The sequence below is a fragment of the Rathayibacter sp. AY1A4 genome, assembly GCF_002930955.1.
Classification (GTDB): domain Bacteria; phylum Actinomycetota; class Actinomycetes; order Actinomycetales; family Microbacteriaceae; genus Rathayibacter.
Map to the genome: position 1 here is coordinate 1 of NZ_PSTN01000004.1, position 19,214 is coordinate 19,214.

The window sequence follows — 19,214 nt, forward strand, 5'->3', positions numbered from 1 at the left end:
CCTCTTTGACGCCCCACCCACCCCCGTGTTAGCGTCGCTCCCGGACATGTGACTGGTCGTGCAGGCAGGATCCGACGAAACGCGTATTGAGCGTCGTCGGGTCCTTTTTTTGTGCCCGGACGCCTCCTGACGCTCCGCCGGAGCACCGATGACGGTGCCGGAGGGGGCGGGGACGGCGACGGACGGCCGGGCAGCACAGCGCAGGGAAGCGCGCGTCCCCACACACCCGGAGGAGTACCGATGAGTACCCAGGAGAGCGCGAAGGCGATCCTCGAGCACGTCGGCGGCGCCGCCAACGTGGCGAAGCTGCAGCACTGCTCGACCCGTCTGCGGTTCGCGCTGGCGGACGACGCGAAGGCCGACGTCGAGGCGTTGAAGGCGGTGCCCGGCGTGATCGGCGTCGTCACCGGCCCGCAGACGCAGGTCATCGTCGGCAGCGGCGTCAGCGAGATGTACGCGGCGGTCGAGAAGCTGCGCGGCGGCACCACCGCATCCGCAGAGCAGGCGAAGCAGCCGCGGTCCCTCAAGCGCCTCGGCGCGACGATCATGGACTTCGTGGTCAGCGTGTTCACGCCGATCATCCCGGCCATCGCGGGCGCCGGCATCTTCAAGTCGTTCCTCGTCCTCGCCTCGGCGCTGGGCTGGCTCGACCCGGCCTCCGACGACTTCAAGCTGCTGTCCGCCATCCCGGACGCGGTGTTCGGCTTCCTGCCGCTGCTGGTCGCGTACACGAGCGCGAAGAAGCTCGACGTGAACCGGCCGCTGGCGCTCGGGCTCGTCGGCGTCCTGGTCTTCCCGGCGTTCACGACGCTGCTCAACCAGGAGGGCGGCGTCGCGCTCTTCGGCATCCCGGTGCCGGTCATCGCCTACAACGCGCAGGTGTTCCCGGCGATCCTGGCCGTGCTGCTGCTCTCGGTCGTCGAGCGCTTCTTCACGAAGCACTCGTGGGGCCCGATCCGCACGTTCTACGTGCCGCTGATGTGCCTCGTGATCGTCGCTCCGGCCACGATCTTCCTGCTCGGCCCCCTCGGCTACTGGCTCGGCTCGATGCTCACCGGCGCGATGATCGGCCTCTACGGGGCGCTCGGCTGGGTGGCCGTCGCGCTGCTGGCCGGCGTGCTCCCGCTGATCATCTCGGTCGGCATGCACAAGGCGTTCATCCCGCCGACCATCGCGACGATGGCCAGCGCGGGCAAGGACACCTTCTACCTCGCCTCCTCGCTCGCCCACAACGCGGCGGAGGCCGGCTCCAGCCTCGCGATCGCCCTGCGCACCAAGAGCGCGACCCTCCGCGCCACCGCCTTCTCGGGCGGCCTCTCGGCCCTCTTCGGGATCACCGAGCCGGCGCTCTACGGCGTCACGCTGCAGAACAAGCGCGCCCTGGTCTCCGTCATCACGGGCAGCGTGGTCGGAGGCGCCTACATCGGCGCCACCCAGGTCGCCGCGTTCGCGCTGGTCAGCCCCGGCGTCGCGAGCATCTCGATGTTCATCGACGGGCTGAACCCCTGGAACCTGCTCAACGCCGTGATCGGCCTGCTGATCTCGGTCGCCGTCTCGTTCGTCGTCTCCTTCGTCATCTGGCGCGACGACGCCTCCGCCAGCGTCCAGGCGCTCGGCGACGTGGCGGCCGCCGCCGGGAGCCCGCTCGCGCTGCAGGCGCCGCTCACCGGCTCCGTCATCCCCCTCTCGGAGGTGCCGGACCCCGTGTTCTCGGCCGGCGTGCTCGGCGAGGGGCTCGCGATCCGCCCCACCGACGGAGCCGTCCGGGCGCCGTTCGCCGGCGAGGTCATCGCACTGCTGTCCTCCCGCCACGCCGTGGGGCTCCGCCGCGCGGACGGCGTCGAGGTGCTCATCCACGTCGGCATCGACACGGTGCAGCTGGACGGCGCGCCGTTCGAGACGCACGTCGCGGTCGGCGACCGGGTCGAGGCCGGGCAGCTCCTCCTCACCGCCGACCTGGCCGCGATCACCGCGGCCGGCTACGACACCACGACCCCGGTGCTCGTGACCAACTCCGCCGAGTACACCGTGCTCGTCGAGGCCGCCGAGCGGATCACCGCCGGCGACCGGATCATGACCGTGACGCAGAGAGAGAAGGAGCTCGCCGATGGCGCTTCCTGACGGATTCCGATGGGGCGGCGCCCTCGCCGCCAACCAGGTCGAGGGCGCGTGGCGCGAGGGCGGGCGCGGCCCGGCGGTCAGCGACGTCGCCTCCTACAAGCCGAAGGCGGACCCGAAGGAGTACGCGATCCACCACCGCAACACGGTGGAGAGCATCACGGCGGCGATGTCCGACGACGACACCGAGTACTACCCCAAGCGCCGCGGCATCGACTTCTACCACCGCTACCCCGGCGACCTCGCGCTGTTCGCCGAGATGGGCTTCACCACCCTCCGCGTCTCGATCGCCTGGACCCGCCTCTACCCGACGGGGGAGGAGGCGGAGCCGCTCGAGGAGGGCATCGCCTACTACCTCGCCCTCTTCACCGAGATGCGGCGCCTCGGGATCGAGCCGCTGGTCACGCTCTCGCACTACGACCCGCCGCTCGCGCTCGCGCTGAAGCACAACGGCTGGGTCGACCGCCGCACGATCGGGCTGTTCGAGCGCTTCGCCCGCACCTGCTTCGAGCGCTTCGGCCACCTCGTCGACATGTGGCTGACGTTCAACGAGATCGACGGCATCATCCGCCACCCGTTCACCTCGGGCGGGATCATCGAGGAGACCGTCGAGGGCAGCGTGGAGCAGGCCTGCTACACGGCGCTGCACCACCAGTTCGTCGCCTCCGCCTCGGTCACGAGGACGCTGAAGGAGCTGTGGCCCGCGTCGCGGATGGGCTGCATGCTCACGATGCTGACCACCTACCCCAACACCTGCCACCCCGACGACGTCGCGGCGACGCAGGCGAAGGAGCGGATGCTCTACCTCTGCACCGACGTCCAGGCGGGCGGCGCCTACCCGCGCCTGGCGCTGCGGGCGCTCGAGAGCCGCGGGGTCGAGATCCCGTTCGAGTCGGGCGACGTCGAGCTGCTGAGCGAGCACCCGGTCGACTTCATCTCGTTCAGCTACTACATGTCGATGACGGAGTCCGTCCGCCCCGACGCCGAGCGCACCCCCGGCAACACGGTCCTCGGCGTCAAGAACCCGTTCCTCGAGTCGAGCGAGTGGGGCTGGCAGATCGACCCCGTCGGCCTGCGGATCTCGCTGATCGACCTCTACGACCGCTACGGCAAGCCGCTGTTCATCGTCGAGAACGGCCTCGGGATGCGCGACGAGCTGACCGAGGACGGCCGGGTCCACGACCCGTACCGGATCGACTACTTCCGCGCGCACTTCGAGCAGATGATCCAGGCGGTGGACGAGGGCGTGGAGCTGCTCGGCTACGTGAGCTGGGCGCCGATCGACCTGATCAGCGCCTCCAGCTCGCAGATCTCGAAGCGCTACGGGTTCGTCTTCGTCGACATGGACGACCTCGGCCACGGCAGCACCGAGCGCTACCGGAAGGACTCGTTCTTCTGGTACCAGAAGGTCATCGCCTCCAACGGCGCGGATCTGGGATGATCCTCCTCTGCCCGGAGGCGCCGTCCGGCTCTCCGGGCAGAGGCCCCGCCACCCCCACCCCAGCCCTGACGCGGCCGTCGACGGAGACACGCATGCAGACCATCAAGAAGGTGCTCAACTCGAGCGTCGTCCTCGTCGTCGACGAGCGCGGCGTCGAGCGCGTGCTCCTGGGCAGGGGGATCGGCTTCGGAGCGAAGGCCGGCGAGGCGATCGAGCCCTCGAGCGTCGACCAGGTGTTCGTGGCGCTGGACGACTCGGATCAGCGCAACCTCGTCGAGCTCCTGGCGCAGATCCCGCCGGAGTTCGTCGAGCTCACCCGCGCGGTCGTCGCCGATGCGGAGGAGCAGGGGCTGAAGCTCGACCCCCACGTGTACCTCGCGCTCACCGACCACCTGCACTTCGCGGTGGAGCGGCAGCGGCGCGGGCTCTCGGTCGCCAACCGGCTGGCCTGGGAGATGCGGACGGTCTACCCCGTGCAGTACGCGGTGGGGGAGCGGGCGGTCGAGCGGATGCGCGAGCGCCTGGACGTGGAGCTGCCCGCCGACGAGGCCGCGAACGTCGCCTTCCATCTCGCCAACGCGGAGCTCGGCAAGGTCGGGATCGACTCGCTCCGGATCGTGCAGCTCATCCGCTCGGTGACCGCGATCATCCAGCACTCCAGCGGAGCCGCGCTCGACCGCGACGACCTCCGCTCCGCCCGCTTCGTGGCGCACCTGCAGTACTTCGCCGAGCGCTTCTTCTCGGGCGGCCTGCTCGAGAGCGAGGACGACTTCCTCTTCACCAGCCTCAGCGCCCGCTACCCGCGCGCGATCGCCTCCGCCGAGCGCGTGCGCTCCTTCGTGGCGGCCGAGTACCAGGCCGCCCTGCCCAACGAGGAGGTCGCCTTCCTGGCCCTCCACATCGCGCGCGCCGCTCCGGAGTAGCGCGCTGACCCCGGAGAACCGCATGCACCGCACCACCCCCGCCCGCCCGACGACGCCCGCGAGCGCGCGCCCGTGAGCGGCACGATCCACCTCGTCCGCCACGCCGAGACCCTCTTCAACGTCGCCGGCCAGCTGCAGGGCTGGTGCGACTCGCCGCTGACCGAGCGCGGCGAGCGCCAGGCGGCGGCCCTCGGCGAGCGGATGCGCGGCGTGCCGCTCGTCGCGGCGTTCACGAGCGACCTCACCCGCGCCCGCACCACGGCGGCGGCGGCGCTCGCCGGGCACCCGTCGCTCGAGGCCGAGCCGATGGTCGAGCTCCGCGAGTGGCACTTCGGCGCCTTCGAGGGGCAGCCGAACGCCTCGCTCTGGGAGCCGGTGTTCGCCGATCACGGCTACTCCTACGTGCCCTCCTCCGCCGACTGGCCGCGGATGACCGACGCCGGTCTCGACTCGGTGCTCGACGCGATCCACCGCCACGACCCCTCCGGCCGGGCCGACAGCGGTGCCACCGTGCGCGCCCGCGTGGAGGCCGCGATCGCGCGGTTCGCGCCGGCGGCGGAGCACGGGGACGTGCTGGTCGTGACGCACGGAGCGGTGCTCGGGAGCATCCTCCGTGCGCTCCACCCCGCGCACCGGCCGCAGCGGGGCTACCCGAACTGCGCGGTCGTGTCGGTGACGGACGGCGTCATCGGCGAGGTCGACGGGAGCTGCGCGACGGCCTGACCCCGCCCCTCCTCCTCCACGGACGCCCCTGTGCGCTCCGGTCGCCGACCGGACGAGCACGGGGGCGTCCGTCGTGCTCGGGACGCAGGCGGCCCGCACCCGGGCCGCCCCCGGACCTGCACGCGCGGCCGCCTCGGGACCTGCACGTCCGGTGATGCGGGACCTGCACTTTCGGCCACCTCGGCGCTGTACCGAAGTACAGGAGCCCGTCGCGAGAGCGTCCGTAGCGTCTGAGGAGTCAAGAGAAATGACTTCGAGGAGATGACATGCGAGGGCTTCAGCTCAGCGGCGTGAGCCGTGCATTCGGCGGCCACCGGGTCCTGCACGACGTGGACCTGTCCGTGGGCCGCGGCGAGATCGTCGGCTTCATCGGCGGCAACGGCGCCGGCAAGACCACGACGATGCGGCTGATCCTGGGCCTGCTCACCCCCGACACGGGGACCATCACCTGGGACGGCGCGCCGATCACCGCCGAGGACCGCCGCTCGATCGGCTACATGCCGGAGGAGCGCGGCCTCTACCCGCAGATGCGGGTCCGCGAGCAGGTGATCCACTTCGCTCTGCTCGAGGGGCACGACGCCCGGGGAGCCCGTGAGACCGCCGAGGAGGTGATCGACGCGCTGGGCCTGGCCGAGCGGGCCGACACGCTGGTGCAGGACCTCTCGCTCGGCAACCAGCAGCGCGTGCAGCTGGCCGTGTCCCTGGTGGGCGATCCGTCGCTCCTGGTGCTGGACGAGCCCTTCTCGGGGCTCGACCCGGTCGCCGTGGAGACGATGGCCGGCCTGATCCGGCAGCAGTCCGCCCGCGGCGTCGGCGTGCTCTTCTCCTCCCACCAGCTCGACCTGGTCGAGCGCCTCTGCGACACCGTCTGCGTGCTCGACTCCGGCCGTGTGACCGCGAGCGGAGCGGTGGCCGAGCTGCAGGACGACGGCCGCAGCCGCTGGCAGCTGCAGTTCTCCCGCCCCCTGGACGACCTGCTCGTCGCCGAGCTCGGCGTCACACCGGGACTGTCGGCCGAGCCGGTCCCCGGTGAGCCGGAGTCGCTGCTCGTCTCGATCGAGGGCAGCGGCCGGGACGTCCCCGAGCAGGTGCTCGCGACCCTCACCCGCCACGGCGGCCTCCGGAGCATCCGCACCGCGCAGCGCTCGCTGACCGAGCTGCTGTCCGAGCGGCTCACCGCCGCCTCCACCCCTGCGGCCGAGCGCCGCCTCGAGATCCAAGGAGCAGGACGATGACCACCACGCACCCCCGCGCCGCCCACGCCCGGACCGCCGAGAGCTCCGCTCCTCCGACGCCGGCCCGGGGAGCCGCGACGATCGTCCGCCGCGAGATCCTGACCCGCACCGGGAACCGCACGATCCTCACCGCGACCCTCGCGCTGGCCGCGATCGCCGGCCTCGGCGCCGGGATCGGCGGCTGGTTCCTGGTCGACGCGACGAGGGAGGCGGGGACCGTGGTCCTCGACACCCGGATCCTGTTCGCGACCGCGATGATCAGCGCCCTGCTCGCCGCGATGGTCTACTCCTCGTCGAGTCTGGCCTCGGGGGTGGTCGAGGAGAAGTCGTCCCGGATCGTCGAGATCCTGCTGACGAAGATCGGCGTCGCCCCGCTGCTCGCCGGGAAGATGATCGGCGTCGGCCTGGTGACCCTGGCCCAGCTGCTCGTGATCGGCGGCGCCGTCGTCGGCGGGTTCAGCGTGGTCGGCGGGTGGTCGGTCCTCGAGATCGAGCTCGGCCCGAGCCTGGTCTGGTTCCTCGTCTGGTTCCTGCAGGGCTACGTGCTCTTCGCGCTCCTCAGCACCCTGCTCGCCTCGACCGTGTCGAGGCAGGAGGACCTGGGCACCGCCGCCATGCCGCTCTCCGTCGTGCAGATGGCGCTGCTGATCATCGCGCTCTACGTGGTGCCGGCGAACCTCGACGAGGCCTGGGTGCACGCGCTCTCCTTCGTCCCCCTCTTCTCCTCCTACCTGATGCCGATGCGCTTCGGCCTCGACTCGGTCGGCACCCCCGAGATGGTGATCGCCGCCGTCGTCGCCGCGATCACGGTGCCGCTGCTGTTCCGCCTGGTCGTCCGCGTCTACCGCAACAACGCGCTCCGCACCGGCTCCCGCGTCTCGCTCCGCGCCTCCCTCAAGGCCGCCGACGCCTCCTAGGCCCGGCTCCCGATATCCACCACCACCACCCCTCGGAAGGACACCACCATGACCACCTCGCGCACCGCCTCGACCCGCCCCTCGCCCCTCAAGAAGCTGCTCGTCAACACCGCCCTCCTCGTCGGGGGAGCGGGCGGCGCCTACCTCGTCGTCACCTACCTCTTCTGATCCGCTCGACCGACCGAAGGACACGATCGTGACTCTCCTCGCGACTCCCGGGCTCCGCCCCGCGACCCCCGGGCACCGCCCCGCGGATCCGGCGGCCCTCCGGGCGGCGGCCTCGACCGAGCGGCTGCTCGGCGGCGGACGCCACCGCGTCGCCGCGATCGACCGCCCCGCCTTCGCCGGCCGGAACGCGTCGTGGACGATGACCCTCGACGACGGCGCCCGCGTCTTCGTCAAGCACGTCTCGCCCCGGACGGCGGGCCCCGCGGCCTTCCGCCGCTCCAGGGACTTCGCCGGCTTCGCCGCCCGGAGCCCCGAGCACGCCCCGGCCGGACCCCGCCTGCTGGCGGCCGACGAGGACGACTCCCTGCTGGTGTTCGAGCACTGCCCCGGCACCAGCCTGGCCCTCCTGCTCGTGGAGGAGCGCGTCCCCGCGGACTTCCCCGAACAGGCCGGCCGGCTCCTGGCCCGGCTGCACGCCGGCCCGGTGGCGGGCCTCACCGCGACCTCGCACCCCAGCCCTCCCGTCGAGATGCTGCGCGTCGGCATCCCGCACACCCGCTACGTCGACCTCACCCTCGCCGAGCTCGCCTTCTGGGGCGACCTGCAGCACGACGAGCAGCTCGTCTCGGCCACGGAGGATCTCCGCGAGTGGGAGAGCGGCAACCGCACGGCCCCGATCCACGGCGACCTCCGCCTCGACCAGTTCCACCTCCGCGACGGGCGCCTCCAGCTGCTCGACTGGGAGGAGTTCGGGATCGGGGATCCGGCCCGCGACCTCGGCACGCTGGCGGGGGAGTGGATCCACCGCGCGGTGCTCGACACCGTGACCACCCGGGAGGGCGCCTCCGCTCCTCCCCTCGCCTTCGACACCGCGGCCGCGGACGCCCGCATCGCGGAGCGGATGGCGGCACTGGTCCCGAGGATCCGGCGGATGTGGCTCGCCTACGCCGCCGAGACCGCCGGCGCGGACGACGCTCTCGCCGTCCGCGCCACCGCCCACCTGGGCTGGCACCTCGTCGACCGCACCCTCGCCCGGGCCTCGATGGTCTCCCGCCTCCCCGGGATCGAGCGGGCCGCCGCCGGCATCGGCCGCCGCGTCCTGCTCGCCCCCTCCGCCTACTCCACCGCCCTCGGATTCGACAGGAGCCCGCGATGACCGCCCTCACCACCCGCTCCGTCCTCGACGAGGCCGTGATCAGCGTCGACGCCGCCCGGCTGCGGGCCGAGGTCGACGGGACCGTGATCGAGGCCACCGGGCCGATCGAGCTGCGGGCCCGACTCGCCGCCACCCTCTACACCCACCTGCACCTCCGGAACCCGCTGCTCGGCGAGACCGCCGGAGGCGACGGCCAGGACCTCGCCCCCCGGCTGATCGACGCGATCCCGCACCGCACGGTCCTGCAGCCCGCTCCCTCCGGGGTGCTCGGCTCCGCCACTGTGCAGGGGGAGGAGCGCCGGGTCGTCGAGCTGGGCCGCGTCCGGGTCCTCGTGCCCGAGGTCGATCTCGTCCGCTCCGCCGACGGGGCCGTCGCCGGCGTCCGGCTGCCGAGCTGGCGCACCCGCACCACTCCCGGCTACCTCCTCGCCCTCGGCCCGATGGGACTCGATCCCGCCGACCGGGTCGTGCGCCTCTCGCTCGTCGCCGACTCCGCGGAGGACGCGCTCGCCCTGTGGGGCCCGCTCCTGGAGGCGCTCGCCGCCTCCGGAGCCCGCCACCAGGCCAAGGCGCTCTCGGACCCGCGGGCCTTCCCCCGCTCCGACGCCCTCGTCGTCTACCTGCCCGCCGACTCCGCCGACGACGTCGCCCGGAGGATCACTCCGCTGCTCGATGCCCGGCCCTCGCCCCGCACCGCCGTCTCGGCCTTCGCCGAGAGGCTCGCCGACGGCCTCGCCTACGCCGAGGACCCGGCCGACGAGCGCTCCTCCTACCGCGGACTGAGCTTCGGCCAGCACCGCTCCCGCGTCCTCGCCGAAGCGCTCCTGCGCTCCTCGGCCGAGACGATCCCCGCCGCCGACGCCTGGGCCGACGCCGCCCGCGCCGCGCGCATCGACCCGGACCGCCCGGGACTCACCGCCCGCTAGGGCCCCACGAACCTCCCCTCGATCCCGAGGGGACCACCACCTCGGCCCGAGGTACTCCACGAAAGGGACACATCATGACCACCATCTCCACCGACGCCCAGTCCGCCGACCTCACCGCCCTCGCGGGAGCGCACGACACCTTCGCCACCGTCGACGAGCTCGGCTCGGACGCCGCGACCGAGGCGCCCGCCACCACGCCCCTGTGCGTCGGCATCATCGTCGGCGCCACCCTCGGCGCGGGCTGCTGACCCGGCCCTCCTCCCGCCCGGGTGCTCCCGCAGCACCCGCTCCCCGGCCCTCCGGCCGGACCACCCGCACCACTCCCCGCACGACCCGGCGGATCCGCCGCCACCACTCATCCAAGGAGAACACCATGTCGACCATCACCGCCCAGACCGTCCAGCCCGCCGACCTCGCCGAGCTCGCCACCGCCCACGACACCTTCACCGCCGCCGACGAGATCGGCACCGACGCCGCCTCCGAGGCGCCCGCCACCACCCCGTTCTGCGCCGGCGTCATCATCGGCGTCACCCTCACCGCAGGGTGCTGACGGGCACGGGGCGACCGGTCCTCGACCGCGTCGCCCCGGCCCCTCCCGGGCGCGTGCCGTCCGCTCGCGCCGTCCGCCCATCCCCGTCCGCCCTTTCCGCGGGCACGGTCCGCCCGTCCGCCGCCGTCCTCACCGCCGGCCGTGACCCGATCAGCCCTCCCGCCCGCCGCCCTCTGAGGAGACCGCCATGACCACCCCGCCCGGTGCGCAGAGCGCCGCACTCTCCGACCTCTCGCTCGGCCGCTTCGGCTACTCCCGGGTGGCCCTCGTCCTGACCGGCTCCGCCATGACCCAGGTCATGCCCTACTGGATCCAGTGGGCGCGCGCCGCCGCTCCGGCCACCGAGTTCCGCGTGCTCGTCCGCGACTCGGCCTACCGCTTCACCACCCGGCACAACCTGGAGTCGCGACTGCGCGGCCGGATCCAGGACGACCGCTGGGACGACGAGATCGTCGTCGCCCACGTCGACCTCGCCGAGTGGGCCGACCTCATCCTGATCTACCCGGCCACCCTCGACTACGCCTCGCGCCTCGCGCACGGCATCACCGACTCCCCGTCGCTGCTCGCGGCCCTCACGACGGAGGCGCCGGTGTGCATCGCTCCGTCGCTCCCGCCGCGGGCGCTCGGCAACCCGGTCGTCGAGTCCACCCTCGCGCTGCTGCGCGAGCCGGCCAACTTCACCGTCATCGACCCCGTGCCCGGGCCGAGCGAGTCCAGCGACACGGCGCTCGCCTGGGTGCCGCCCGCGTTCCCCGCGGTGCTGCGCCACCTGGAGTCGCTGCGCACGGCACCGGCTGCCGCGGAGGAGGCGAGGTCGGCGTGAGCACCACTGCCCCTCCGCGGGCCCTCGTCACCGGGCTGCTCGTCACCGAGCTCTCGGCCGGACCCGACGGGACCACCGTCTGGACCCGCCGCCTCGGAGAGCAGGCGCCGCTGCCGTTCTCGCCGGTGCCCGTCCGCCTCGCAGCGCCCGATCCCCGGATCGTGCCGGGAGGCGCCGACCCGTCGATCCGCCGCTACCGCACCACCGCCCGCGCCCTGCTGCCCGCGCTCCTCCACGAGCTGTCGGAGGAGGCGCTCGTCTCCGTCGGCCGCGAGTGGAAGGGCGCGCTGGACGCGCTCCACGGCGCCCGGCCCGCCGGGGAGCCGCTCCCTCCGCGTCCGCTGCAGCGCGCCCGCGGCTGGCTCGCCGGTGGCTGGGCGCCCGCCGCCGAGGAGCTCGGCGCCGGCGGTCTCCTCGAGCTCGCCGACTGGGCGGAGGCGGTCGTCGCCTCGCCGGCCGCGGTCGTGGTCCACGGCCACCCCGGCCTCGCCCACCTCGTCGTCGACGGGACCCGCGTCGCTCTGCTCACGGGCGAGGACGTCGGGCTCGCCGACCCGGTCTGGGACGCCGCCTGGGTGCTCGGGGAGCTCGCAGAGCTGCACGCCTTCCACCCCGCGCTCCGCCCGGCCCTCGACGCGCTCCGCCGCGGACTCTCGCTCGAGGAGGACCACGACGCCGAGCTGCTGCGCGTCGGCACCGCGTTCCGGCTGGCCCAGCACGCCGTCGACTGGCACCGCTCCGGGGGCGCCAGCAGCGATCAGGCGCGGCTGCTGCTGCGCCTGTCCGCCGCACAGCTGGGGGAGCGGGCGGAATGAGCGCCCGCGACGTCCCGACCCTGTCCGCCGCCCTGCCCTCCGGCGCCCGCGCGCTCGTCGTGCACCGGCCGGAGGTCCGCAACGACTCGGTCGCCCTCGCCGTGCCCGCCGGCATGCGCCACGAGCGCGACGGCGAGGAGGGGATGCTGCACCTGATCGAGCACCTCGTCTACCAGGACAGTGAGGGGGTCGCCGGTCTCGTCCGGCAGACCCGCGTCGCCGAGAGCGGCGGCGTCCTCGGCGGTCACACGCACCTCGACTACTCCGAGTTCTTCGAGACGGGTTCTCCCGGGTCGGCCGCCGTGATCGCGGAGCGGCTCGTCGAGCAGGTCTTCCGCCCCGCCTTCCTGCCGGAGCAGATCGCGGAGCAGATCCGCGCGGTCGCCTCTGAGCGGGCCGCGCGCCTCGCCCCCGCTCCGGGCGGCGTGCTGCCGTGGCCGCACCTGACCGCCCGCTACTGGGCCGACGCCCCCAACGCGCACGACGGCAGCGGCGACCTCGACCTCGAGGGCCGCGCGACCGAGCCCGTCCTGCGCGCGCTGCACCGGCGCCACTACAGCCCGGCCGGCTCCGTGCTGGTCGGCGTCACGGCCGACGACCCCGCCCGGCTCCTGGACCGCCTGGTCGCGGCCCTCGCGGAGGCGCCCGATCGCGCGGCAGGACCGGTCGCCGTCCCACCTGGGACGGCCCGCCCCGAGTACCGCGCCGAGCCCGCCGCCCGCCGGCTCGCCGCGACCGCCGCCGCGCCGTCGACCCGCGTCTCCGACGAGCTGCTCGGCGACCTGATCGCCGCCGAGGCGCTCGCTGCGCAGGCCGGACTCGACGCGAGCGCCGGACTCTTCGGCCCGGGCGACACCGTCGCCGACGACCTCTTCGTGCTGGTCGACGACACCGCCGTGCCCGTCGATCCGTGGCACCGCCTCCGCGCCCTCGCGGTGAGCGACGACTCCGCCCTCGAGCACGCCCGGCATCGCGCGGTGCTGCGTGCGGAGCGGCTGGTGCACGACGACGAGCGTCTGGCCCGCACCGTCGCCCGGGATGCCCTGCTGCGCGGTGCGCCCGGCTTCGCGGGCGAGCTCGTCGACTCCCTCGCCGCGCGGCCGCCGCGCCCGCTGCTCGCGGACGCCGCGGCCCGCCTCGCCGAGCAGCCCTTCGCCGCACTGGGCGTTCCCGCCGCCTCCACCCGTCCCGGAAGGAGGAGCCCATGACCGCCGCACCCCCGCTCGCCGTCGTCGACGAGCGCTCCCGCTTCGCCGTCGTCGCCCTCGGCTGGCGCGACCCGGCCGGAGACGACGGGCCCGACCGCGCTGCCCGCCTCCGCTCGGCCGTTCCCCCCGGAGCGGTCTCGCTCGCGTGGACGGCGACGGCCGGGGCGCAGAGCCTCACCGCGGTGCTCCCTCCGGAGGGCGCCGCGGCCTGGACCGCCCTGACGCTCGAGCGCGCCCAGGGAGCCGGGGATCCGGTGCTCGCCGTGGTCGGGCCCGAACGCGCCGTCCGCGAGACGTCCCGGCCCGTCTCCGTGCCCGCCGCGGCTCCGCTGCCGAGCGCTCTGCACCAGTCCCGCGAGCAGGGCTACGAGAGCACGATCGTCACCGGCGCGGACCCGTCCGGCGAAGTCGGCCACGCTGCGACGTTCCTGGCGCTGTGCCGCCTCACCGCGGGGGCCGAGCCGCTCGTCCCCGCCGCACTGCGCTCCGCCGGCGGCGATGCGGTCGCCCAGGTCGCGCGGGGCCTGCGCTCGAGCCGCCCCTCCCTCACCTGGCAGGTCGTCTCCCCGGCCGGCCAGGGCATCCCGACCCTCGAGACCGTGCTGCGCACCGTCCTCGACGGCCGCGCCGCGCACGGGGAGGGAGCACGCGCCGCGCACGCGTTCGGACGGGCGAACCTCCTCCGCGCCTGGCGGTCGCCCGAGACGCTCGCGCGCACCCTGGTGGAGTACGAGGTGATGGGCTGGGGCGGCGCCCTGGTGCTCGATCCGGAGTCGGCGCTCGCCGCGGTCGACGAGAGTGCGCTCGAGCGGGCGGTCGCGGGGCTCCTGCGGCCCGTCGCCGACGTGGTCGGCTGGGGCTGAATCCGGCGGGCTCGATCAGCTCCGGCCGGGACGCGTCCCCAGGTCGACGAGCCCGTGCTCGATCGCCGAGACCAGGATCTGCACCCGGTCGCGCACGCCCAGCTTCTCCATCACCTTCACGAACCGCGCCTTCACGGTCGACTCGGTGACGAACAGCTCCTGCGCCATCTCGCGGTTGCTCATCCCGCGGGCGAGCAGGCGGATCACCTCGAGCTCCTTCTCGGTGAGCGCCTCGAGCAGATCGGGGTCCGGCACCGTCTCCGCCGGCACCGACTCCTCGAGCCCCTTCACCACGTGGCGCGTGACCTCGGCGGAGAGCACGGACTCGCCCGCGAGCACCGCGTGCACCGCCGCGATGATCTCCCGCGGCTTCGTGTCCTTGACGAGGTAGCCGGAGGCGCCCGCGCGGAGCAGGTCGACGACGTAGCGGTCCGTGGTGAACGTGCTGAGCCCGAGGATCGCGATGCCCGGGTGCTCGGCGTGGATCCGCTCGGTCGCGGCGACGCCGTTCATGACCGGCATCTGCATGTCCATCAGGATCAGGTCGGGCTGGAGCGTCGCCGCCTGCTGCACCGCGATCCTCCCGTCGGAGGCCTCGCCCACCACCTCGATCGCCGGGTCCTGCGAGAGGTAGTCGCGGAGGATCTCGCGGGTCATCGATTCGTCGTCCACCAGCAGCACGCGGGTCATCGCTCTCGTCCTTCGTCGGTCGCCCCCGCGACGAGCGCACCGGACGCCCGGCCCTCGAGGGGGATGGTCATGGTCGTAGTCCAGCGGCCGCCGCGGGCTCCCGCATCCAGCCGCCCGCCGAAGACGGCGCAGCGGGCCGACATCGCCTCGATCCCGAGGTGCGAGGAGACGATCGGAGCCGCGGAGGCGATCGCGTTGGAGGAGCTCAGCTGCACCTCGCCCCCCGACACCTCGAGCCGGAGCTGCACCTCACCGGCGGTGTCGCCGTGCTTGAGCACGTTCGTGCCCAGCTCCCGGACCGTGCGCCGCAGCACCTGGCGGAGGCTCGCGGGCACCTGCGCCACGGAGCCCGCCACGTCGAGGCGGACTCGGAAGCCCGCGCGCTCGATCGCGTCGGCGACGTTCCGCACGTCGTGGACGAAGCCGACGGCGGTGGTCGTGGCGCCCGAGACCTCCGGGGTCCCGAGCAGGTCGGAGTCGCCGCGGGCGGGAGCGCCTGCCTCGTCCTCGTCCTGGAGGAGCGTCACGAGGCTCCGCAGATCCTGCAGCGCCTGCTGCGCCGCGTCGCCGATGCTCTCGAGGATGCGCTCGGTCTTGGCCGGGTCCTCGACCGAGGTCGCGCGGCGGGCCTGCATGGCGATGATGGTCACCTCGTGCGCGACGATGTCGTGCAGCTCGTGCGCGAGCCGGGTCCGCTCCTCGTTGCGGATCCGCGCCTGCTCCTCCTGGATGCGGTCGGCCCGGCGCTCGCTCCGCTCGCTGCGGCCCCGGAAGGCGTTCAGGCCCAGCCCGGCGGTGCCGCCGAAGAGGACGAACGCGCCCAGGACGTAGACGGCCGTGCCCATGGCGCGGTCGACGAGCAGCACCGCGGGCAGGAGGACGAGGGTGCCGAGCACGAAGACGAGCCCCGCGCGCCAGGGGAGGAGGAAGGTGACGAAGCCGACCACCACGATGGTCGGGAAGATCAGCGCCGCGAGCAGCAGCGGCGGGGCGCCGAGCATCAGGACGACGGCGTAGACGAGGTAGAGCGAGACCGCCGCGGGGATCGCGCCGGCGAGCAGCGCCAGGAGCGGCAGGTAGGGGAGCGCCAGCTCGATCCAGCCGCGGACCGACGTGAGGTCGACGCTGCCGCCCATCAGGTCGATGACGACGAGGAGCGTGAAGGAGCCGAGCAGGAGGGACCGGGTGATCCACCCGCCGGGCAGCGTCCGCACGTCGTTCGTCCACCGCGTCGTCCCCACCACGGGACCAGGGTACCGAAGCCTCCCCCGAGCCCCGTCGGCCTTCCGTACAAGGGCGGACTGGTCTTTCGTACAGGAGCGGTGCGACGGGGCGTCGCCATGCTTATGGAGCGGTCGAGCCGATCGCACCCCTCGATCACAGGAGAACGACCATGGCCCCGATCCTCGCCGCCGCCGCCCTCGCCCTCGGAGCCGTTCTCGCTCCCGCCGCTGCTCCTGCCGCCGCTCCCGTGCAGGCCGCCTCGTCCGCCGGCGTGCAGACGGTCGCCGCCTCCTACGAGCTGCCGAAGGTGCAGAAGCCGGGCGGCATGGAGTCGATCCAGGACCGCGGCGCCCTCTGCAACCTCTTCGGGATGTGCTGAGCGCAGCTCTCGGACCGGGTCAGCCCTTCAGCGGGTCGTTGCCCCAGTTCATCAGGGAGTAGCGCCACTTCGTCTCGGTGACATCGCCCGAGGGACGCTGCTTCGCGTGCCGGTGCACGTAGCCGACGACCTTCGTCATGTGGGCGTAGTCGTCCTCGCTCAGGTCGGCCTGCTTCGTGCCCAGCAGCTCGACGATGCGGCGCCCGCTCTCGTGGCCGACGGACTCGCCGCCGCCCTCCGGCTTCTGGCCGACCTCCTTCGACTCGTCGGTGCCGAGCCACTCCTCGAGCTCCTTCGCGGTCATGTTCACGGCGTCGTGGAACTCGTCGCGGGTCGTCCGCTTCTCGTCGTCGGTGGGCATCGCGGGGCTCCTCGGGTCGGTCGGTCCGGGTCGGTCGGTGACCTCCAGCGGAGCCTGTCGGAAGGGGAGAGGTCAAGCCCCGTGCGCGGTTCCAGGGCGCGCGTAGCGTCGGAGGAGTCCGCACCAGCCGACCACCGCCGGCGTCCGCCGCCGGCAGAGAAGAGGCCCACATGCCCTCCCGCAACACCCTCGTCCGCAGTCTCCACGACCTCGGAGCCGCCGCCTGGTTCGGCGGCTCGCTCATGGGCGCCGTCGGCCTGAACGGCGCCGCGTCCACCTCGTCCGACCCGGCGGAGCGCCTCCGCCTCTCCTCGAACGGCTGGGCCCGCTGGACCCCTGTGCAGCTCGCCGCGATCGCCGCCCACGGCGTCGGCGGCATCGGACTCGTCCTCGCCAACAAGACCCGCCTGGCCAACCAGCAGGAGAGCCGCACGAACACCGTCGTCAAGACCGTCGTGACCGGGCTCGCCGGTGCCGCCTCGGTGATCGCCGCGGTCGCCGGAGCGACGCAGGCCAAGCACGCCGACGAGGGCGCCCCCGGCGTGACCGAGGCGTCGGAGCACAACTCGCAGGAGCTGACCACGGCCCTCCGCGTGCAGAAGGTCACCCAGTGGGCCATCCCCGTGCTGACCGCCGTCATCATCGTCCTCGGCGCCCAGCAGGGCGAGCAGCAGCGCCCCGTGAAGGGCCTCTTCGAGACCACGGCGCGGATGTTCCGCAAGTAGTCCCCGCGCTCGCGCGCAGACCGTCGGCTGAGAGTGCCCGCCGTCCCCCGAGGGTGGAGGGCGGCTGCTCTCGGCCGACGTTCTGCGCGCTGGGTCCGGCTAGCGGCAGTGTCCGCGGCTGCTGCGGGGTCGCCGTGGGGATCGCCGAGGCGGACGCGCCTGTGCTGATCTGCTCGGCGACCACCCCGCCGTGAAGGGTGATGCGGCAGCTGATCCCGCCCTGGTCATGGGAGTTTCAAGGCGCCGATCCCGCCGATCAGGGAAGCGGGGCCGGAACCGACTCCGGTCCTCCTCGGACGGCGGCGGCGAAGTCGTCGCACGACTGAGGGCCCGACCGCGGCCGGGGAGTGGAGTGGTATCGCCCGGACGCACGGAGGCGATCCGATTGACCCCGCTATCTCTACATAGGTAGCGTCATCCGTGTGCAGCCACTCCCTCGCCTCACGCCCGCCACGGCGGACGTCCTCCGGACCCTCCTCGACGCCGACGGCCCGACCTGGGGCATGGTCGTGATCAAGGCCACCGGGCGACCGGCGGGCAGCGTCTACCCGATCCTGGAGCGGCTCGAGGGAGCGGGATGGGCGGTCTCGGAGTGGGAGGCCGCGAGCGAGCGGAGCGGCCCGCGTCGCCGGCTCTACGAGCTGACCGCGGAGGGCGCCCCGGCAGCCCGGGCCGCCGTCGAGCGGATGAGGTCGACCGCGCGGACGGCGCCGCGAGCGGCGGAGGCGACCGCGTGAGCGCGCTCCTGCGGCTCCTGTCGCTGCTGCTGCCCCCGCTCGCCCGCGAGCGCTACCTCGAGGAGTGGCGGGCGGACCTGGCCGGGGCCGCCGAGCTGGGACTGCCCCGGCGCGGCGTCGTCCTCGGAGCGCTCGCCCTGCTGGTGAGCGTCGACCGCGACCTGCCCGCGCACACCGGCGAAGCGCGGGGCACGCTTCCGCGCCGCCTCGCCCGCCGCGGACTCGCGCTCTTCGCCGCGGCAGCGCTGATGCTCAGCGGCATCGCGCTGACCGGCGGCGGGATCGTCCCCGAGCCGGGTGCCGCCTCCGACACCGCCCTCGCCGCCGTCGGCGCCGTGCAGACCGCGGTGCTCGTCGCCGCCGTCGCGGTCGCGGTCCTCGGCGCGGTCCACCTCCTCGGCGCTGCGGCGTCGGCCCGCACGGTGCTCGCGCGGATCTCCCTGGTCGCCGCCGTCGTCGGCCCGGTGCTCACCGCGGCCGGCCTCCTCCTCCCCGGACCCCTCGCCCTCGTCGGCCTGCCCGTCTCCCTCGCCGGACTCGTCTGCGGGGCGATCGTCCTCGGCGGCTCGCGGACCATCGCCCTCGCACCGCGGACGGCGACCCGCGCTCAGCGCCTCCCCGTCGCCCTCGCAGGCCTCGCGCTCGTGGCGGGCGTCACGGTGGTGGGCGCGGTGGATCTGCTGGTCTGGAATCCGCAGGCGAAGGTCCCCGGCGTGGCCCTGGCGGAGATCTACGCGACCATGTCCGAGCGCGACGGCTTCGTGTTCGGCTCCCACGCGATCTGGGTCACCGGGTGGGCCGCGTTCTGGACGGCCGCCGCGATCGTCGTGACGGCCGGCGCCCTCGTCGGCCGGAGGTCGCCGCTCACTCCGCGGCGGATCGCTGTGCTCATGCTCGCCCTGGTCGCCGGCGCCGTCGTCTTCCGCTTCTTCGCAGGGTTCGGCTTCGGGATGTCGGTCGCCGACACCTTCGTCACCTCCGGCGGCGACGGCTCCCTGGTCTCGGCGATCCTGCCGCCGCTCGGACAGCTCGCGCTCGCCGGCGTCGCGATCGCGGTGGGCTGGGCGCCCCGAGTCGCCCGGCCGGCGGCGGCCTCCGCGGCCTGACAGTGCTCGTGCCGGCGGAGACTTTCGCCCTGGCGGCTCGGGATCCGCGAGAACGGGACTGCCTGCCGACGTACTTCCCTTCGTGGTGAACACGAACGGCCCGTTCCGGCGCGGCCGAGCGCCCTC

General features: G+C 73.8%; 21 protein-coding genes. 18 read left to right on the forward strand and 3 right to left on the reverse strand.

All coding sequences use genetic code 11. The annotated features are described in order from the left end of the window. Positions 1–240 precede the first annotated feature (240 nt). From C5B92_RS03605 to C5B92_RS03660, 14 genes are all read left to right on the forward strand, one after another. Positions 241–2,121 carry a beta-glucoside-specific PTS transporter subunit IIABC gene (locus C5B92_RS03605; RefSeq protein WP_104350073.1) on the forward strand — a complete coding sequence of 627 codons (1,881 nt, stop codon included), beginning with the start codon at positions 241–243 and terminating at the stop codon, positions 2,119–2,121. Then, complete coding sequence (locus C5B92_RS03610) at positions 2,108–3,559, forward strand: glycoside hydrolase family 1 protein (protein WP_104350074.1); 1,452 nt, start codon at positions 2,108–2,110, stop codon at positions 3,557–3,559. Before C5B92_RS03605 ends, C5B92_RS03610 begins: the two co-directional genes overlap by 14 nt. A gap of 92 nt (positions 3,560–3,651) precedes the next feature. Beyond that, a complete protein-coding gene (locus C5B92_RS03615; protein ID WP_104225973.1) occupies positions 3,652–4,482 on the forward strand; it encodes a PRD domain-containing protein in 831 nt (276 codons plus the stop codon). Between the two features lie 72 nt (positions 4,483–4,554). Beyond that, positions 4,555–5,205: a histidine phosphatase family protein gene (locus C5B92_RS03620; RefSeq protein WP_104350075.1), complete on the forward strand. Its 651-nt coding sequence runs from the start codon at positions 4,555–4,557 to the stop codon at positions 5,203–5,205. Between the two features lie 290 nt (positions 5,206–5,495). Beyond that, positions 5,496–6,440, forward strand: coding sequence for an ABC transporter ATP-binding protein (locus C5B92_RS03625; RefSeq protein ID WP_258059757.1), 945 nt, complete (start codon positions 5,496–5,498; stop codon positions 6,438–6,440). Continuing rightward, the gene (locus C5B92_RS03630; RefSeq protein WP_104225127.1) at positions 6,437–7,357 is read left to right on the forward strand and encodes an ABC transporter permease; all 921 of its coding nucleotides are present in this window, start codon (positions 6,437–6,439) and stop codon (positions 7,355–7,357) included. Before C5B92_RS03625 ends, C5B92_RS03630 begins: the two co-directional genes overlap by 4 nt. A gap of 196 nt (positions 7,358–7,553) precedes the next feature. Continuing rightward, complete coding sequence (lxmK, locus tag C5B92_RS03635) at positions 7,554–8,681, forward strand: class V lanthionine synthetase subunit LxmK (RefSeq protein WP_258059357.1); 1,128 nt, start codon at positions 7,554–7,556, stop codon at positions 8,679–8,681. Continuing rightward, the gene (locus C5B92_RS03640) at positions 8,678–9,607 is read left to right on the forward strand and encodes a T3SS effector HopA1 family protein (protein ID WP_104237819.1); all 930 of its coding nucleotides are present in this window, start codon (positions 8,678–8,680) and stop codon (positions 9,605–9,607) included. The genes lxmK and C5B92_RS03640 overlap by 4 nt, the downstream gene beginning before the upstream one ends. A gap of 74 nt (positions 9,608–9,681) precedes the next feature. Beyond that, the gene (locus C5B92_RS17140; protein WP_181027122.1) at positions 9,682–9,855 is read left to right on the forward strand and encodes a hypothetical protein; all 174 of its coding nucleotides are present in this window, start codon (positions 9,682–9,684) and stop codon (positions 9,853–9,855) included. A gap of 125 nt (positions 9,856–9,980) precedes the next feature. Next, complete coding sequence (locus C5B92_RS17145) at positions 9,981–10,157, forward strand: hypothetical protein (RefSeq protein ID WP_181028725.1); 177 nt, start codon at positions 9,981–9,983, stop codon at positions 10,155–10,157. Positions 10,158–10,344: 187 nt separating this feature from the next. Then, positions 10,345–10,980: a flavoprotein gene (locus C5B92_RS03645; RefSeq protein ID WP_104225100.1), complete on the forward strand. Its 636-nt coding sequence runs from the start codon at positions 10,345–10,347 to the stop codon at positions 10,978–10,980. Next, positions 10,977–11,795, forward strand: coding sequence for a hypothetical protein (locus C5B92_RS03650; RefSeq protein WP_104225099.1), 819 nt, complete (start codon positions 10,977–10,979; stop codon positions 11,793–11,795). Before C5B92_RS03645 ends, C5B92_RS03650 begins: the two co-directional genes overlap by 4 nt. After that, positions 11,792–13,003, forward strand: coding sequence for a pitrilysin family protein (locus C5B92_RS03655; RefSeq protein ID WP_104350076.1), 1,212 nt, complete (start codon positions 11,792–11,794; stop codon positions 13,001–13,003). Before C5B92_RS03650 ends, C5B92_RS03655 begins: the two co-directional genes overlap by 4 nt. After that, positions 13,000–13,866, forward strand: coding sequence for a hypothetical protein (locus C5B92_RS03660; protein ID WP_104350077.1), 867 nt, complete (start codon positions 13,000–13,002; stop codon positions 13,864–13,866). The genes C5B92_RS03655 and C5B92_RS03660 overlap by 4 nt, the downstream gene beginning before the upstream one ends. A gap of 15 nt (positions 13,867–13,881) precedes the next feature. Here the strand turns inward: C5B92_RS03660 and C5B92_RS03665 are convergent, their stop codons facing one another. Both C5B92_RS03665 and C5B92_RS03670 read right to left on the reverse strand, forming a co-directional pair. Further along, complete coding sequence (locus C5B92_RS03665) at positions 13,882–14,556, reverse strand: response regulator transcription factor (RefSeq protein WP_104225096.1); 675 nt, start codon at positions 14,554–14,556, stop codon at positions 13,882–13,884. Then, on the reverse strand, positions 14,553–15,800 hold the full coding sequence (locus C5B92_RS03670) for a sensor histidine kinase (RefSeq protein WP_258059356.1): 1,248 nt from the start codon (positions 15,798–15,800) through the stop codon (positions 14,553–14,555). The genes C5B92_RS03665 and C5B92_RS03670 overlap by 4 nt, the downstream gene beginning before the upstream one ends. 149 nt (positions 15,801–15,949) lie before the next feature. Here C5B92_RS03670 and C5B92_RS03675 point away from each other — a divergent pair, with 149 nt between their 5' ends. Then, complete coding sequence (locus C5B92_RS03675; RefSeq protein ID WP_104225965.1) at positions 15,950–16,159, forward strand: hypothetical protein; 210 nt, start codon at positions 15,950–15,952, stop codon at positions 16,157–16,159. Between the two features lie 19 nt (positions 16,160–16,178). Here C5B92_RS03675 and C5B92_RS03680 read toward each other — a convergent pair whose 3' ends face one another. After that, complete coding sequence (locus C5B92_RS03680; protein WP_104249733.1) at positions 16,179–16,520, reverse strand: DUF3140 domain-containing protein; 342 nt, start codon at positions 16,518–16,520, stop codon at positions 16,179–16,181. A 170-nt stretch (positions 16,521–16,690) separates the two neighbouring features. Between C5B92_RS03680 and C5B92_RS03685 the strand changes: the two genes are divergently transcribed. The 3 genes from C5B92_RS03685 (at position 16,691) to C5B92_RS03695 (ending at position 19,088) form a co-directional block, all read left to right on the forward strand. Then, the gene (locus C5B92_RS03685) at positions 16,691–17,245 is read left to right on the forward strand and encodes a hypothetical protein (RefSeq protein WP_104225963.1); all 555 of its coding nucleotides are present in this window, start codon (positions 16,691–16,693) and stop codon (positions 17,243–17,245) included. 422 nt (positions 17,246–17,667) lie between these two features. Continuing rightward, positions 17,668–17,982, forward strand: a complete 315-nt coding sequence (locus C5B92_RS03690) for a PadR family transcriptional regulator (protein WP_219814339.1) — start codon at positions 17,668–17,670, stop codon at positions 17,980–17,982. Beyond that, a complete protein-coding gene (locus C5B92_RS03695) occupies positions 17,979–19,088 on the forward strand; it encodes a hypothetical protein (RefSeq protein WP_104350078.1) in 1,110 nt (369 codons plus the stop codon). The genes C5B92_RS03690 and C5B92_RS03695 overlap by 4 nt, the downstream gene beginning before the upstream one ends. The last annotated feature ends 126 nt before the right edge of the window (positions 19,089–19,214 follow it).